Consider the following 16,487-nt stretch of genomic DNA (forward strand, 5'->3'; position numbering starts at 1 on the left):
ATGAGTGAGCGCACCGAGCAGCCCCAGACCGTCCTCCTCCGCCGCGGCGAGGTGCACAGCCCCGCCGATCCGTTCGCGACCGCGATGGTCGTGGAGCGGGGACAGGTCGCCTGGGTCGGGTCCGAGGGTGCCGCCGACGCGTTCGCCGACGGGGTCGACGAGATCGTCGACCTGGACGGTGCGCTCGTCACCCCCGCTTTCACGGACGCCCATGTCCACACCACGTCCACCGGGCTCGCGCTCACCGGCCTCGACCTGTCGGGGGCGGCCTCGGTCGCCGAAGCCCTCACGCTGGTCAGGGACTTCGCCGCCGCCCGCCCGGACGACCGGGTCCTGCTCGGGCACGGCTGGGACGCCTCCCGCTGGTCCGGCGGCCGGCCGCCGAGCCGCGCCGAGCTGGACGCGGCCACCGGCGGACGCCCGCTCTACCTCTCCCGGGTCGACGTCCACTCGGCCGTCGTGACCACCGCCCTGCTGGACCTGGCCCCGGCCGCGGCGGCCCGTCAGGACGCCCCGCTGACGGGCGACGCCCACCACGCCGTACGGGCCGCCGCGTTCGCGGCCGTGACGCCCGCCCAGCGTGCCGAGGCCCAGCGCACCGCCCTCGCGCGCGCGGCCTCGCTCGGGGTCGGCACGGTGCACGAGTGCGGCGGCCCGACGATCTCCTCCGAGGACGACTTCACGGACCTGCTGCGGCTCGCGGCCGAGGTGCCCGGCCCCCGGGTCGTCGGCTACTGGGCCGAACAGGACGCCGACAAGGCGCGGGAGCTGGGCGCGCTCGGCGCCGCCGGTGACCTGTTCGTCGACGGTGCCCTCGGCTCGCACACCGCCTGCCTGCACGAGCCCTACGCCGACGCGGACCACACCGGCGCCGCCTACCTGGACGCGGCGGCCGTCGCCGCGCACGTCGTCGCCTGCACCGAGGCGGGCCTCCAGGCGGGCTTCCACGCCATCGGCGACGCCGCCGTGACCGCCGTGGTGGAGGGCGTGCGCGCCGCCGCCGAGAAAGTCGGCCTCGCCCGCGTACGCGCCGCCCGGCACCGGGTCGAGCACGCCGAGATGCTCACCCCCGACCACATCGCCGCCTTCGCCGAACTGGGCCTGATCGCCTCCGTGCAGCCCGCCTTCGACGCCCTGTGGGGCGGGGTGGACGGCATGTACGCCCAGCGCCTCGGCGCCGACCGGGCCCGCGCCCTCAACCCGTTCGCCGCCCTGCTCAAGGCCGGGGTCCCGCTCGCCTTCGGCTCCGACAGCCCGGTCACCCCGCTCGACCCCTGGGGGACCGTCCGCGCCGCCGCCTTCCATCACACGCCGGAGCACCGCATCTCCGTCCGCGCCGCGTTCACCGCGCACACCCGGGGCGGCTGGCGGGCGACCGGCCGGGACGACGCCGGTGTCCTGGTGCCCGGCGCGCCGGCCGACTACGCGGTGTGGCGCACCGACGAACTGGTGGTGCAGGCCCCGGACGACCGGGTCGCCCGCTGGTCCACCGACCCCCGCTCGGGCACCCCGGGGCTGCCCGACCTGACCCCCGGCCGCGCGCTGCCGGTCTGCCTGCGCACGGTGGTCGGCGGCCGAACGGTGTTCGTACGGCCGGGCGAGTGACCGGACCGCATTCGTACGGCCGGGCGAGTGATCTCCCGGGGTGGCGCGGCCGTGATCACCGGCCGCCGCCGCGTCGCGCGACCTGCGCATCCTCCGCTCTGACCAGGGGTTTGAGCACGTCTGTGCAGGTCAAACGGCTGTTGACAGCCGACGGCAGCGGGCCGGTAGGTTCGGCGGAGTCCACCACCGGACGCCCGACCGGGGAGCAGTTCGCGCACTCGTCGCAGCGCCGCTGGGTCAGGGACGGCGCCCCGCACCGGGGCACCGTCACTGGGAGCCAGGCTCAGCGCCCGCGCCGACGAGGGAACGTTCCGCACGGTCGGGAGGTGTGACCCGGGTGGGGCCCGGAGCTCAGTAGACAACGGCTTTCGGTCGACCCGCAGCCAGCGGGCCCCAGGTCGGCCCGAAGGGCACCGGGCCCCCATCCGCAGGGGAACGGACCGGCCGTCCGGGGGAACACGGTGGCGAAAGCGCGGATGACGGCCACCCGAAACGGGCATCCTTACCCCGTTCTTGTGCAATCGACACCGCCATACGAATGAGCTGTCACGTCCCCGCAGGCCGTGGCCACTATGGTGGTCCCCTGCGTACGACATGAAGGGGCAGCAGTGAACGACGGCGACGGGACCCTCGCGGCAAAGGCCCAGGGTAGGCAGTTCGGTCCGCTCGGCACGGCCTTGGTGATCATTCCGACCTACAACGAGGCGGAGAACATCAAGTCCATCGTCGGCCGGGTGCGCAAGGCCGTCCCCGAGGCGCACGTTCTGGTGGCGGACGACAACAGCCCCGACGGCACGGGCAAGCTCGCCGACGAACTGGCCGCCGAGGACGACCACGTCCAGGTCCTGCACCGCAAGGGCAAGGAAGGCCTCGGCGCGGCCTACCTCGCGGGCTTCCGCTGGGGCATGGAGAACGGCTACGGCGTGCTCGTCGAGATGGACGCCGACGGCTCCCACCAGCCGGAGGAGCTTCCCCGGCTGCTGACCGCGCTGAAGGGTGCCGACCTGGTGCTCGGCTCCCGCTGGGTGCCCGGCGGCAGGGTCGTCAACTGGCCGAAGTCCCGCGAGTTCATCTCCCGGGGCGGCTCGCTGTACTCCCGCCTCGCCCTCGACCTGCCGCTGCGCGACATCACCGGCGGCTACCGCGCGTTCCGCCGCGAGACCCTGGAGGGCCTGGGCCTGGACGAGGTCGCCTCCCAGGGTTACTGCTTCCAGGTCGACCTGGCCCGCCGCGCGGTCAAGGCCGGCTTCCACGTCGTCGAGGTACCCATCACGTTCGTGGAGCGCGAGCTGGGTGACTCCAAGATGAGCCGGGACATCCTGGTGGAGGCCCTGTGGCGGGTCACCTCGTGGGGCGTCAGCGAGCGGGTGGGCAGGATCACCGGCAAGGGCGGCCAGTCCTAGGGCGGCGGCCGCCGTCGAGGTCCGCGAACGCCACAGATCCGGCTGATCATCCCCTTATCCCGCGCTGAGCCGGGCCCAGGCACACTGGGTGCATGACGACTGGCGCGACGACCCCTCCGTACACCGACCGGCCCCGGCGTTCCCGGCGCGCCCGGTACCTGCCGCTGGGCCTCGCGGCATGGCTCGTGCTGGAGATCTGGCTGCTGACCGTGGTCGCGGGCGCGGCCGGCGGCACGACCGTCTTCCTGCTGCTCGTGGCGGGCTTCGTCGGCGGCGCCGTGGTCATCAAGCGGGCCGGCCGCCGTGCCTTCCAGAACCTCGACGAGGCGATCCGGCGCGGCGGCTCCCCGGAGCGCGGCGGTGGCAACGGCCTGATGATGCTGGGCGGCCTGCTCCTCATGATCCCCGGCCTGGTCTCCGACGCCCTCGGCCTGCTGCTCCTGCTGCCCCCGGTCCAGAAGGCCGTCTCCCGCCTCGCGGAGCGCACCCTCGACCGCCGGCTCCGCGCGGCCGCCCCCGGCACCCTGGGCAACGCCTTCCAGCAGGCCCGGATGCACCGCCCGGACGGCAAGGTGGTGCAGGGCGAGGTGATCAGGCACGACGGCCCCGACCGGGGCGACGAGCCGGCGGGGGAGCGGCCGCCGCTGACGCGGTGAAAAGCCGAGGGCGCCGTACGTTCACAGAACGTACGGCGCCCTCGATGGGTTGTGTCGGCTTCCCGTTACACGGAACTATGCGGACTTGCGGCTGTCCCTCGGGTGAACCGCGATGTTCATCGCGCCGGAGCGCAGCACCGCCAGACGCTCCTCGAGGACCTCTTCGAGTTCCTCGCGGGTGCGCCGCTCCATCAGCATGTCCCAGTGGGTACGCGCGGGCTTGGCCTTCTTCTCTTCAGGGCCGTCGCCGTCCACGAGGAGTGCCTGGGCCCCGCAGACCTTGCACTCCCACTCCGGCGGGATCTCCGCCTCGACCGAGAAGGGCATCTCGAAACGGTGCCCCTTCTCGCATGCGTACTCCACGGCCTGGCGCGGGGCCAGGTCGATACCGCGGTCCGTCTCGTAGCTGGTCACCACGAGGCGCGTACCGCGAAGAGCTCGCTCACTCATGAATCGTGCCTCCCGGGCTTGTCGCCCACAGGACAGGTGTCGCTGTCGTCGTCATCCGGTCAACGTCCGGTCGGCGGTAAAGATTCCCGTTCCGGGTCATGCGTCGCCGTCGTAGCCGCCCCTTGTTGTACCCACCGGCGCCCGGTTTGTCACATCTGCTAACAGATGTCACCCAGCGTTTCGGCATCTTTGACGCGCAGTAACGGTACGCCTGGCAGGCCAAACGCGTACACTACCGCCCTTTCGCGTTGAACGCTAAATCTTCCCGCTGGATCTTTGTGCTAGACCTTCTGCGGAACCGGGTTGCCCGCCTCGTCGATCGCCCGCCGTACCGGTACCCGCGCGAGCAGCGCGAACCCGATGACGAAGAAGGCCACCAGCGAGATGATCGCCGAACGGTAGCTTCCGCTCAGCTGGTAGGTGATCCCGAACAACAACGGTCCCAACCAGCTCATCCCCCGATCGCTCATCTCGTACGCCGCGAAGTACTCGGCTTCTTTGCCGGGCGGCACGAGATGCGAGAAGAGCGAGCGAGACAGGGCCTGGCTGCCGCCGAGGACGAGACCGATGCCGCCCGCGAGGACGAAGAACCACACCGGTGCTCCGGCAGGCAGGAAGTACCCCGCCGCCAGCGTCACCGTCCACGCCACCAGCGACCCGAGAATCGTGCGCTTGGCCCCGTGGACCCGCGCCAGCCGCCCCATCCCCAGGGCGCCCGCCACCGCCAGCACCTGCACCATCAGGACGGCGCCGATGAGCGTCGACTGGCCGAGCCCGAGCTCCTCGGAGCCGTACACGGACGCCTGCGAGATCACGGTCTGGATGCCGTCGTTGTAGACGAGGTACGCCAGCAGGAAGGACAGCGTCAACGGGTGACGGCGCATGTCCCGGACGGTCGCCGACAGCTGACGCAGCCCCGGCGCCGCCGCCCCGGCCGTCCGGTCGCCGCGGCCACCGCGGTCGCGCAGCCGACGCAGCGGCACGAGGGCGAAGGCGCCCCACCACAGACCCGCCGCGGCCAGACAGATGCGGACCGCCTCCGTCTGCGACAGGCCGAAGGAGCCGTGCGCCGAGTAGAGGACCAGGTCGGCCACGAGCACCAGCGAACCGGACGCGTAGCCGAAGGCCCAGCCCCGGGAGGAGACGGTGTCGCGTTCCTCGGGCGCGGCGATCCCCGGGAGGTAGGAGTTGTACAGCATCAGCGCCACGGACTGGGCGGCGTTCGCGACGACCAGCAGCAGGCCGCCGAGCAGATAGCGGTCGCCGTCCAGGAAGAACATGCCGGTCGTCGCCGCGGCCCCGGTGTACGCGGCGGCGCCCAGCAGGCGCTTCTTACGGCCCGTGCGGTCGGCCGCGCCGGCCACCAGGGGCATGAGGACGACCGCCAGGACCACCGACAGGGAGACCGAGTACGCGAAGAACGAGCCGGCCCGGACCGGGACGCCGAGCGGATGTACATAGCCGTCGGCGTCCGCCGCGTGGTCGGCCACCGAGGTGAGGTAGGGGCCGAGGAACACGGTCAGGACGCTCGTCGAGTAGACCGAGCACGCCCAGTCGTACACATACCATCCGCGCTGTTCGCGCCGCAGTGCGGCGGCCTCGTCCAAGGCCTCCGTCCGCACGGTCTCCGTGCCCACCCGTGCCCTCGTCCTTCCCGCGGCGGCGCCGCGCGCCTCTCAGACCCAGACGCCCCGGTCCGTCATGACCTCGCGCAGCGTGTCGATGTGATCGGTCATGATGCCATCGACACCCAGGTCCAGGAGCCGGTGCATCCGCGCGGGTTCGTTGATCGTCCACACGTGGACGTGCAGCCCGCGCGCGTGGGCGGCGCGCACGAACCGCCGGTCCACCACCGGGACCCCCGACTGGGACTCGGGCACCTGGGCCGCCACCGCCGACCGGCGCACCGCCGCGGGCAGCCCCCAGGAGCGCAGCCGCAGCCCGACCACCCCACGGGTGCCGAACGAGGTGGCGAGCCGGGGCCCGGCCAGTCGCTGCGCCCGCAGCACCCGCGCCTCCGAGAAGGAGCCGACGCAGACGCGGTCGTAGGAGTCCGTCTTCTCGATCAGGTCGAGAAGCGGGCGCAGGGCGGGCTCGGCCTTGGCGTCCACGTTCCACCGGACGTCCGGGAACTCCTCCAGCAGTTCCTCGAAGAGGGGGAGCGGTTCGCGGCCCGCCACGCGCGCGTGCCGTACGTCGTCCCACGGCAGGTCGGCGATCCGGCCCGCGCCGTCGGTGACCCGGTCCAGGGTGTCGTCGTGGAAGGCGACGAGCCTGCCGTCCGCGGTGGTGTGGACATCGGTCTCGATGTACCGGTAGCCGGCCTCGACCGCGCGCCGGAACTGCGCCACGGTGTTCTCCAGGCCGTCCGCGGCCCCGCCCCGGTGGGCGAAGGCGATGGGGCCGGGATGGTCCAGGTACGGATGGCGTTTCGGCGTGCTCACTCGGGCAGTATCGCGTGTTCCGGTGACCCCGTGGCAACGACCGTGCTGCGGCCGGATGCCGCCCGGACGGCGAACACCTTCAGGAACAGCTGCGCGAGCGGCCCGATGGAGACGGCGTACAGGAGCGTGCCGACGCCGACCGTCCCGCCGAGCGCGAAACCGGTGACCACGACGGCCACCTCGATCCCGGTCCGGATCAGCCGGATCGAGCGTCCGGTACGACGGTGCAGCCCCGTCATCAGACCGTCCCGCGGCCCCGGCCCGAAACTCGCCGCGATGTACAGGCCGGTCGCCGCTCCGTTCAGCACGATTCCCGCCGCCATCAGCGGCACCCGCAGGACGAACCCGTGCGCCACCGGGACGACGGCGAGCGTGGCGTTCATCGCGAGGCCGATGACGAAGACGTTGGAGACCGTGCCGAGTCCCGGCCGCTGGCGCAGCGGGATCCAGAGGACCAGGACGGCCGCGCCCACGATGATCGCCACCGTGCCGATGTCCATCCCGGTGTGCCCGGCGAGGCCCTGGTGCAGCACGCCCCAGGGCTCCAGGCCGAGACCGGCCACGACGAGAAGTGCGGAGCTGACGCCGTACAGCGTGAGCCCCACGTAGAGCTGGACCAACCGTCGTCCGAGACGGCCGTGCGTGGACAAGTGGATACCCCCGATGGGAGAGGTGGAAAAGGTGGCCTGACCCGTGTCACTCTGTGGCTTGGGAGGAAGAGCCATCCATGGCCAATTCGGGGAAGGTGGACTGATTCTCATGGCGCAGTGGACGTCAGCGGTGGGAGCCGCGCAGCTCGCCCGGCTGCTCAACTCGCAGCAGGACCGGCCGGCCGGCCCCGGCACCCGGCGCCCGCCCGCCTACCGCGCGCTGGCCGACGGCATCCGGCTGCTCGTGCTCGAAGGCCGCGTCCCGGTCGCCGCCCGGCTGCCGGCCGAACGGGAACTGGCGCTCTCCCTTTCCGTCAGCCGGACGACCGTGGCGGCGGCCTACGAGGCGCTGCGCGCGGAGGGGTTCCTGGAGTCCCGGCGCGGCGCCGGCAGCTGGACCGCCGTCCCTGCGGGCAACCCGCTGCCCGCCCGAGGCCTCGAACCCCTGCCCCCCGAGGCGCTCGGCTCGGTGATCGACCTCGGCACCGCCGCCCTGCCCGCCCCCGAGCCCTGGCTGACCCGGGCGGTCCAGGGCGCCCTGGAGGAACTCCCGCCCTACGCCCACACCCACGGCGACTACCCGGCCGGCCTGCCCGTCCTGCGCGCGATGATCGCGGAGCGCTACACCGCGCGCGGCATCCCCACCATGCCCGAGCAGATCATGGTCACGACCGGCGCGATGGGCGCGATCGACGCGATCTGCCATCTCTTCGGGGGCCGCGGCGAGCGCATCGCCGTCGAGTCGCCGTCGTACGCCAACATCCTCCAGCTGATGCGGGAGGCGGGCGCCCGGCTGGTGCCGGTGGCGATGGCCGAGGGGCTGGGCGGCTGGGACGTGGACCGCTGGCGCCAGGTGCTGCGGGACGCGGCGCCCCGGATCGCGTACGTGGTCGCCGACTTCCACAACCCCACCGGGGCGCTCGCCGACGACGACCAGCGGCGCCGGCTGGTGGACGCGGCGCGCTCGGCGGGGACGGTGCTGGTCGCCGACGAGACCATGAGCGAGCTGTGGCTGGACGAGGACGTGACCATGCCCCGCCCGGTCTGCGGCTTCGACCCGGCCGGCTCCACGGTCGTCACGGTCGGCTCCGCCAGCAAGGCCTTCTGGGCGGGCATGCGCATCGGCTGGGTCCGGGCGGCCCCGGACGTCGTCCGCAGCCTGGTCGCCGCGCGCGCCTACGCCGACCTGGGGACCCCGGTGCTGGAGCAGCTGGCGGTGAACTGGCTCTTCAGCACGGGCGGTTGGGAGCAGGCCGTCGACCTGCGCCGGGCCCAGGCCCGCGAGAACCGGGACGCCCTGGTGGCCGCGGTGCGCCGGGAGCTGCCGGACTGGGAGTTCGAGGTGCCGAAGGGCGGCCTGACGCTGTGGGTCCGGACCGGCGGGCTGTCCGGGTCGCGGCTCGCGGAGGCGGGCGAGCGGGTGGGCGTGCGGGTCCCGTCCGGTCCCCGCTTCGGGGTGGACGGGGCCTTCGAGGGCTATGTGCGGCTGCCGTTCACCGTGGGGGGAGCGGTGGCGGAGGAGGCGGCGGCACGGCTGGCGGCGGCGGGGCGGCTGGTGGCGTCGGGGGCGAGCGGGGGGAGCGAGGGGCCGCGGTCGTTCGTGGCGTAGCGGCTGCGCCGCGGGCGGGCGGGGCCGGTGGCGGGGTTCCGCGCGCCCCCGCACCCAGCGTCAGCTCTCGGCCACTGCGGCTTCCATGGGCGGCGCTCCGGCCTGTTCCACCACCCCGCTGCGCGGCGGCAGCAGGGCCAGTACCGCTTCCCGGTCCACCTCGCTCGTCGCGTCGTCGTACGGGTCCGGTGTCGCCGGTACCTGAAGGCGCAGCACCGGCCCGTGCCCCAGCCGGGCGTAACCCCGCCCCGGCGGCACCTGGGCCAACGGCGTCGTGTGCGGCGGCGCCCCCAGCACCGCCGTCAGCTCGTCCGGCAGCGCCGGTCCCAGCACGACCCGCGCGCGCGTGTGCTGTCGTACCGCCTCGCTCAACGTGTCCGCGCTGTCGAGGTGTTCGGCGACCGCCACGGTGACGTTCGCCGCGCGGCCGTGCCGGAGGGGGACCTGGAGGAGGGACTGCGGGTCCTCGTGGCCGTCTGCCGAGGCCAGGTGGACGAAGGCGCTCGGGCGGTCCAGCAGGATCCACAGCGGACGTCTGCAGTCCTCCGGCGGAGCGTGACCCGCCTGCCGCGCGAGGTTGAGGGCGATGAGCCGCCGCTCCGTCTCGTGCGCGGCCCACTCCAGGCTGGCCAGCGCCCCGGCCAGGCCGCACTCCACGGCGAGCACCCCGTCCCGGCCGCTGAGGCAGGCGTACTCGCCGGTGCCGCCGCCCTCGACGACGAGTACGTCGCCGTACTGGAGCGCCTGCAGGGCTACGGAACGCAGCAGGGTCGTGGTGCCGCTGCCGGGCCTGCCCATGACCAGCAGGTGGGGTTCGGTGGAGCGGGCGCCGGTGCGCCAGACGACCGGCGGTACGTCCCGCTGCTCCTCGCCGTACCCGAGCGGGAGCGTGCGCAGGACCTCGGTGGGGTCGGTGAAACCGAGGACCGTCTCGCCCGGCGTGGTGACGAAACGCTGGGCGGCGATGTCGGTGGGCAGCGGGGCGAGGACGGTCACCGTGAGCTGGTTGGCCTCCTCGTCCCATGCGAAGTGGTACTCGCGGCCCCGGCCGGACTTCGCGGTGAGCAGGTGCTCGATCCCCGCGCGGGCCGCGGGGTCGCCGTCCGGGAAGTACGCGGGGTAGCGGATCACCAGCTGGCCGATCCGGCCCGTGTCGTCGAACTCGTGGGCGAGGAAGGCCTTGTCCCACTCCCCGCCGTGTGCGTACAGCGGCGCCGGGTCCTCGGCGGCCGAGAAGTACGGCACCAGGGCCTCGTACAGGGACTGGAGTCGCTGGGTCTGGGACTCGTCGGGGCCCTCCGGCGGGGGCGGGGTGCGGTCGCGGCCCTGCCAGGCGCTCGCCGCCATCAGGGTGATGACGGCGAGCAGTGGTCCGTACGGCACCAGGGCCACGACCAGGACGGCCGAGGCCGCCAGGAAGAGCAGTGGCCCGCGCTTGTCCTTGGGCGTCTCCGCCCACCTGCGCCGTCCGGCCGAGGCCAGCCGGCTCAGCCCGCGGGTGACGGTGATGAGCGGGTGGAGGACGTCGGTGGCGTTGTCGGCAGCCGTCCGGGCCAGCTCCCGGCTTCGGGCGAGCTGCGCGGTGCCGTTGCTCAGAATGCGGGGGAGGGGGCGCCGGGCCACTGCTGTCTCCTGGTGGTGCGTACGGGCGGGACGAGCGTCAGAACTTGATGCCGCCGAGCAGGCTCGCCAGGCTCTCGCCGCCGGCCTTGATGCTCGGCGCGATGGCCGTGCTGGCGAGGTAGAAGCCGAAGAGCGCCGAGACCGTGGCGTGCGAGGGCTTCAGGCCGTCCTTGCGGAAGAAGAGGAAGACGATGATGCCGAGCACGATGACGCCTGAGATGGAGAGGATCATTGAGATCTCCTGGTGTCGAGGGGGGACAGTCACCATGAGTTCTTCCAGCATCACAGAAGGTATCCATACGATTAAAGGTGCAATTGGGTGAATCTCGGTATATTTCACTCTGCTGGTGGATCACTCTCGACCGGAGCTGACCGGATTGCCCGTCCGTACCGAACCAGTACGCTGTCGATTCACTCGTACGTCCCGCAGCACACAGGAGAGGCGGTCCCGGTGATGACCGAAGCCCCCGACCCCGAGGTCGTGGAGCTGGCGACCAAGATCTTCGATCTGGCCCGGCAGGGCGGGACCGAGGCGCTCGTGGCGTACCTCGACGCGGGCGTTCCGGCCAACCTCACCAACGACCGCGGCGACTCCCTCGTGATGCTCGCCGCCTACCACGGGCACGCCGAGGCGGTACGAGAACTGCTCGCCCGGGGCGCCGAGGCCGACCGGGTCAACGACCGAGGTCAGACACCACTCGCCGGTGCGGTCTTCAAAGGTGAGACGGAAGTGATCAGAGTGCTCCTGGACGCGGGCGCGGACCCGGCGGCGGGCACTCCGTCGGCCGTCGACACGGCGCGCATGTTCGGCAAGGCGGACCTTCTGGAACTGTTCGGTACCCACTGACCCATCTGTTCTGACCAGCTAAAACACACATAACGGGGGAGGCGGTACAGGGCCGCCGAAATTTCGGTCGCGGCAGGTCGAAGTGCCGGGTCATCATGACGTCGTGATTCACGGACGCGATGGCCGGGCAGGTCTTGCCGCACCGCGCGGGCCGTGATCGGCCCGCATGGGCCACTGACGAGAGGCAGAGAGAAATGGTCTACAGCAAGCAAGAGACGGCGGGCGCCCCGACGTTGTGTCACGCGGCCAGGTAATGCGTGTTCTCCGGTTGCGTCGACGCTTGATGTGAGGCTGTTTCCCATGTTCGATCCGGTCATAGCGCCCAGCGGTACGCTGCTCGGCCTGCTCCAGCGGGGCCGAGGCGACGGCACGCTGCACGCGCTCACCGCCCCGCGCGCCGAGGCGCTCGCGGCGCTGAACCACTGTGTGCTGAGCGACCCCCGCCACGACTGGCAGGTGGAGAACCGCTCCCTTTACTACGCCCGGCTCTACCTCGACCTGAACGGCGAGCTGGACGCCATCGAGGCACACCTCTTCGACCCCGAGGACGTCCTCGATCCCGAGGAGTCCCGCACCGGCCTCGCGCTGGCCGTGCTCGGGCACCTCGCCTCCTACGGCAGGAGGGACGCCCTCGAACTGCTGCGCAGGTACGCGGCGTGCGGCGCCAACTGGGCCTGGGCGCTGGACGAGCTGGCCCTGCGGGACGACGACGCGGGCCTGCGCGCCCTCGCCGCCCCGGTGCTCGCCCGCTTCGCCGCCGACGCAGAGGGCGAGGCCGAGCTGGCCGCCGCCGTACGGGACGCCTTCGAGCCACGGCCCTGGCGGCTGTGGGCCGAGGACCCCCGCGAATCGATCGCCACGCGTGTGCGTGCCGCGCAGGAGACCGGCTGCTTCGACCGCTGGCAACGCCAGATGCGACCTACCGGGCCCCGTCCGGGGTGGAGCGTGCGGGCGGTCTTCGAGTGGGCCCAACAGGGCATCGAGCGCGGTGCGGCACTCCACGTGCCCGCCGCCCGGTGTCTGGTCGCCGTCGCCGGGCCCGAGGACCGGCCGGAGATCCTCCGGGCCGCCCAGGACGGCACCGACGGAGCCCGCTGCACCGCCCTGCGCTACCTCGCCGACAACAACGACCCCGCCGCCCTGGACCTGATCGAGGCCGCGGTGACCGACGGCACGGCCACCGTGGCGGAGGCCGCCGTCGACGCCTTCGAACGCATGCGCAGCATCGCCGCCGTCGACCGCGCCCGTGGCTGGGCCCGCCGCCCCGACGCCCTCGGTGCGGCCGCCGGCCGGATGCTGGCCTGCCGGGGCGGTGCCCAGGACAGCGAACTGGTCCTCGCGGCGCTCCGGGAGGCCGTACGCGGCGAAGGCCCCGACGCACCGACCCTGTGGACGCTCGTCGACGGCACCGGACGGCTCGGCATCGCCTGCGCGGCCCCCGTCCTGCGCCACGTCTACCGCGAGACCGCCTCGTCCCACCTGCGTGGCCGCACCGCCCGCGCCCTGGCCGCCACCGATCCCTCCTTCGCCACCGGCTTCGCCGTCGAATGCCTGTGGGACTGCGAGGAGACCACCCGCGAGATCGCCGCCCGGCACGCCGAGACCGGTGACGCCCGGGTCGTCGAACAACTCCGCCGGCTCGCCGCCGACCCCGCCGAGGAGGCCGAGGTCCAGACGGCCGTACGCAGCCGCATCGGACCGGACGCACCCGCCGTGTGACACGGGACCACGGGGGACACGGCGGCATCGGCAGCACGAGAACCACGGGAATGACGGGAACCACGGGGGACCCTCACGCGTTCCAGGTGCGGACGGCCGCCCGCCGGGTGAACGAGCGGTGACCGGCGGCTCAGCCGGACATGGACACCGGCTGGCCTGCTCGGGTGTGCAGAGCAACGCTCATGGGACGTTTAACATCCGGAAAGATCCACTTTGACGCGGCCACGTCCGGCACGGCGACAACACCGGTATGCGTGTCGTCATCGTGACCGAATCCTTTCCCCCCGATGTGAACGGCGTGGCCCACTGCGCGCTCCAGACCGCCCGACACCTCGTCGATCGCGGTCACGCCCCCCTTGTCGTCGCTCCCGCTCCCGCTCCCGGAAACAGGCTCGCCGCCGCCGAAGCGCCCTGCCCTGTCGTCCACGTCCCCTCCCTCCCGCTCCCGGGCTATCCCCAGGTCCGAGTGGCTCTCCCCAGCCGCCGACTCGCGGCCGCGCTGATCGGGCACCGCCCCGACGTGGTGCACCTGGCCAGCCCCTTCATCCTCGGCGTCCGCGGCATGGCCGCCGCCGCCCGGCTCGGCATCCCCGCCGTCGCCGTCTACCAGACCGACCTGGCCGGATACGCACGTACCTACGTGGGCGCCGGCGAGGCGGCCGCCTGGCGGCGGATCCGGTCCGTCCACGGCGCCGCCGACCGCACCCTCGCCCCGTCCACCGCCTCGATCGGCGACCTGGAGGCGCACGGCGTCCCCCGGATCCAGCTGTGGCAGCGCGGCGTGGACACCGTCCGCTTCCGCCCCGAGTTCCGCGACGAGGCGCTGCGCCGCGAGATCGCCCCGAACGGCGAGGTGATCGTCGGCTACGTCGGCCGTCTCGCCCCCGAGAAGCAGGTCGAACTCCTCGCCGGGGTCTGCGCCCTGGAGGGCGTGAAGGTCGTGATCGTGGGCGACGGGCCGGCCCAGGCCCACCTCACCGAGGCGCTGCCCGGCGCGGTCTTCCTCGGCCGCCGCACCGGCGACGACCTCGCCCGGATCTTCGCCTCGTTCGACGTCTTCGCCCACACCGGCCCGTTCGAGACCTTCTGCCAGACCGTCCAGGAGGCCATGGCCAGCGGGGTCCCGGTCGTCGCCCCCGCCGTCGGCGGCCCCATCGACCTGGTCGACCACGGCCGCACCGGGTTCCTGGTCCCGCCGCGCGACGCCGGGGCCGTACGGGAGGCCGTCGCCTCCCTCGTCGCCGACGCCGGCCTGCGGACCGCGTTCGGCGCCACCGCCCGGGCCACCGTCGAGGGCCGCACCTGGGCCGCGGTCGGCGACCAGCTGATCGGCCACTACGAGGACGTGCTCGCGGCGCGCCGGCCGGTGGTGGCGGCATGAGCGCCTCCCCGTCCGTCCCGCCGGGCCCGCTGCGCATCGTCCGGCTGGCGAACTTCGTCGCCCCCTCCTCCGGGGGGCTGCGCACCGCCCTGCGCGAACTCGGGAAGGGCTTCGTCGCGGCAGGTCACGAATCCGTCCTGATCGTGCCCGGCGAGCGCTACTCCGACCGGGACGAGGAACAGGGCCGGGTGATCACCCTGCCCGGCCCGCTGCTGCCCGGCACCGGCGGTTACCGCGTCCTCGTCGACAAGCGGCGGGTGCAGACCCTGCTGGAACACCTCGCGCCCGACCGCCTGGAGGTGTCCGACCGCACCACCCTGCGCTGGACCGGCCGCTGGGCCCGGCGCGCCCGGATCCCCGCCGTGATGGTCTCCCACGAGACCGCCGACGGCGTCCTGCGGACCTGGGGCATGTCCGAGCACATGTCCCGCCGCACCGCCGACGCGCTCAACGCCCGTACGGCGCACACCTACGCGCGCGTGGTGTGCACCACCGAGTTCGCCGAGCGCGAGTTCGTCCGCATCGGCGCCCGCAACGTCGTCCGCGCACCGCTGGGCGTCGACCTGGTGAGCCGCCACCCCTCGCTGCGCGACCCGGACCTGCGCACCCGCTACGCGCGCGAGGACGAGACGCTGCTGGTGATGTGCTCGCGGCTGTCCGTGGAGAAGCGGCCGGGCACCGCCCTCGACGCCGTGGACGCGATGGTGCGGCGCGGGCGACGGGCGGTCCTGATCGTCGCCGGTGACGGGCCGTTGCGCGAGCGTCTCGAACAGCGGGCACGGGAACGCAGGCTGCCGGTCACCTTCCTGGGACACGTCTCCGACCGCGGCACCCTGGGCGCCCTGCAGGCGTCCGCGGACGTGTGCCTGGCGCCCGGGCCCGCGGAGACCTTCGGGCTCGCAGCCCTGGAGGCCATGGCCTGCGGGACACCCGTGGTCGCCAGCGCGTCCTCCGCGCTGCCCGAGGTGATCGGATCGGCGGGGGCCACCGCGGCCGACCGCGGCGAGGCGTTCGCCGACGCCGTGGAGACGATCCTGGAGCGGCCCGTCGCCGAACGCCGGGAAGCGGCACGCGCGCGTGCGGAGTGCTTCGGCTGGCGAACGGCGGTGGAGGCGTTCCTCGACGCGCACGACGCGCCGCTGACGTGCCACCGGACCGAGGACGCGGCGACGGCACCGGCCCGCCGTGTCGTGGCGGAGGGCGTGGCATGAGAACCGTACGGTTCGTGGCGCTCGGGGACTCGCTGACCGAGGGCGTGGGCGACCCCGCGGGCGACGGGTGGCGCGGCTGGGCCGCGCTGCTGGCCGGCGGACTCGCCGCGCAGGACGTGGACTTCACGAACCTCGCGGTCAGCGGGGCGCAGACCCGGGACGTGCTGGAACGTCAGACCCCGGCCGCACTGGAACTGCACCCCGACATCGTCGCGGTCGTCATCGGCGTCAACGACACCCTGCGCTGCACCTTCGACATCCACGCGGTGGCCGAACGGCTGGACAAGGTCTACGCCGCCTTCACCGCGTCGGGCGCGACGCTTCTCACGGCCTGCCTGCCCGACCCCGGTGCGATGCTCGGGCTGCCGGGCGCCCTGGCCCGCCCGCTGGCCCGCCGGCAACGCGCGGTCAACACGGTGGTGCACGCGCTGTCCGAGCGGTACGGCGCCGTCCACCTGCACGCGGCGGAGGGCGCCTGGCTCGCCGACCGCGCGATGTGGAGCGCGGACCGGCTGCACCCCGGCGAGCGCGGGCACCGGCAGCTCGCCGTCCGCTTCCACGCGCTGCTCGCCCCGTTGGGCAAGGCGACCGGGACGGCGCCGTCGTCCGAGCCCGAGTTCCCGGCGCCGACCAGGAAGGCGAGCCTTCTGTGGCTGGCCACCGCCGGTACCGCCTGGGTGATCAGACGCTGCCGCGACCTGCTGCCCCAGCTGCTGCGGCTGGCCGTCGACGAGATGCGGCACCGTCGCAAGGGCACCAGCGCCCGCCTGGACCTGAGCGCGTCGGCCGCCGTATCCGCCGCACTGGCCGCCCTCCAGCCACCGGAGCGCCCGGCCGACGCCGCGTGACATGCGTGACCTGGGTGACCTGCGGGGCGGTCGGCGGCGGT

The 16,487-nt window shown here is 73.3% G+C and carries 15 protein-coding genes; 9 read left to right on the forward strand and 6 right to left on the reverse strand.

The genetic code is table 11. From position 1 onward, the window contains the following. The 3 genes from AB0G52_RS33695 (at nt 1) to fxsA (ending at nt 3,664) form a co-directional block, all read left to right on the forward strand. Nucleotides 1–1,605 carry an amidohydrolase gene (locus AB0G52_RS33695; protein WP_132894178.1) on the forward strand — a complete coding sequence of 535 codons (1,605 nt, stop codon included), beginning with the start codon at nt 1–3 and terminating at the stop codon, nt 1,603–1,605. Between the two features lie 608 nt (nt 1,606–2,213). Next, complete coding sequence (locus AB0G52_RS33700; RefSeq protein ID WP_132894179.1) at nt 2,214–3,008, forward strand: polyprenol monophosphomannose synthase; 795 nt, start codon at nt 2,214–2,216, stop codon at nt 3,006–3,008. 92 nt (nt 3,009–3,100) lie between these two features. Then, nucleotides 3,101–3,664 (forward strand): FxsA family membrane protein, encoded by a 564-nt coding sequence (gene fxsA, locus AB0G52_RS33705; RefSeq protein WP_361341761.1) that lies wholly within the window; start codon nt 3,101–3,103, stop codon nt 3,662–3,664. A 75-nt stretch (nt 3,665–3,739) separates the two neighbouring features. Here fxsA and AB0G52_RS33710 read toward each other — a convergent pair whose 3' ends face one another. The 4 genes from AB0G52_RS33710 to AB0G52_RS33725 form a co-directional block, all read right to left on the reverse strand. After that, nucleotides 3,740–4,114, reverse strand: coding sequence for an RNA polymerase-binding protein RbpA (locus tag AB0G52_RS33710; RefSeq protein WP_003977404.1), 375 nt, complete (start codon nt 4,112–4,114; stop codon nt 3,740–3,742). A gap of 281 nt (nt 4,115–4,395) precedes the next feature. Next, nucleotides 4,396–5,751 carry an MFS transporter gene (locus AB0G52_RS33715; RefSeq protein ID WP_361341764.1) on the reverse strand — a complete coding sequence of 452 codons (1,356 nt, stop codon included), beginning with the start codon at nt 5,749–5,751 and terminating at the stop codon, nt 4,396–4,398. Between the two features lie 39 nt (nt 5,752–5,790). Next, entirely contained in the window at nt 5,791–6,558 is a 768-nt protein-coding gene (locus AB0G52_RS33720) for a glycerophosphodiester phosphodiesterase (RefSeq protein ID WP_132894185.1), read from the reverse strand. Further along, nucleotides 6,555–7,208 carry a hypothetical protein gene (locus tag AB0G52_RS33725; RefSeq protein ID WP_132894187.1) on the reverse strand — a complete coding sequence of 218 codons (654 nt, stop codon included), beginning with the start codon at nt 7,206–7,208 and terminating at the stop codon, nt 6,555–6,557. Before AB0G52_RS33725 ends, AB0G52_RS33720 begins: the two co-directional genes overlap by 4 nt. 109 nt (nt 7,209–7,317) lie before the next feature. Between AB0G52_RS33725 and AB0G52_RS33730 the strand changes: the two genes are divergently transcribed. Continuing rightward, entirely contained in the window at nt 7,318–8,817 is a 1,500-nt protein-coding gene (locus AB0G52_RS33730; protein WP_132894189.1) for a PLP-dependent aminotransferase family protein, read from the forward strand. A 60-nt stretch (nt 8,818–8,877) separates the two neighbouring features. On the opposite strand, the gene AB0G52_RS33735 is transcribed toward AB0G52_RS33730, so the two are convergent. Next, nucleotides 8,878–10,440: an ABC transporter ATP-binding protein gene (locus tag AB0G52_RS33735; RefSeq protein ID WP_361341769.1), complete on the reverse strand. Its 1,563-nt coding sequence runs from the start codon at nt 10,438–10,440 to the stop codon at nt 8,878–8,880. 37 nt (nt 10,441–10,477) lie between these two features. Beyond that, entirely contained in the window at nt 10,478–10,672 is a 195-nt protein-coding gene (locus AB0G52_RS33740) for a hypothetical protein (RefSeq protein ID WP_046731976.1), read from the reverse strand. Nucleotides 10,673–10,894: 222 nt separating this feature from the next. Here AB0G52_RS33740 and AB0G52_RS33745 point away from each other — a divergent pair, with 222 nt between their 5' ends. From AB0G52_RS33745 to AB0G52_RS33765, 5 genes are all read left to right on the forward strand, one after another. Further along, nucleotides 10,895–11,287, forward strand: coding sequence for an ankyrin repeat domain-containing protein (locus AB0G52_RS33745; protein ID WP_132894193.1), 393 nt, complete (start codon nt 10,895–10,897; stop codon nt 11,285–11,287). Nucleotides 11,288–11,587: 300 nt separating this feature from the next. Further along, on the forward strand, nt 11,588–13,006 hold the full coding sequence (locus tag AB0G52_RS33750; protein WP_132894195.1) for a HEAT repeat domain-containing protein: 1,419 nt from the start codon (nt 11,588–11,590) through the stop codon (nt 13,004–13,006). A gap of 250 nt (nt 13,007–13,256) precedes the next feature. Further along, a complete protein-coding gene (locus AB0G52_RS33755; protein WP_361341774.1) occupies nt 13,257–14,387 on the forward strand; it encodes a glycosyltransferase family 1 protein in 1,131 nt (376 codons plus the stop codon). After that, on the forward strand, nt 14,384–15,598 hold the full coding sequence (locus AB0G52_RS33760; protein WP_361341777.1) for a glycosyltransferase: 1,215 nt from the start codon (nt 14,384–14,386) through the stop codon (nt 15,596–15,598). Before AB0G52_RS33755 ends, AB0G52_RS33760 begins: the two co-directional genes overlap by 4 nt. Beyond that, complete coding sequence (locus AB0G52_RS33765; protein WP_132894200.1) at nt 15,595–16,446, forward strand: SGNH/GDSL hydrolase family protein; 852 nt, start codon at nt 15,595–15,597, stop codon at nt 16,444–16,446. Before AB0G52_RS33760 ends, AB0G52_RS33765 begins: the two co-directional genes overlap by 4 nt. Nucleotides 16,447–16,487 lie beyond the last annotated feature (41 nt).

Origin of the sequence: Streptomyces sp. NPDC021562, from assembly GCF_040640875.1 — a bacterium.
Taxonomy (GTDB): Bacteria; Actinomycetota; Actinomycetes; order Streptomycetales; family Streptomycetaceae; genus Streptomyces.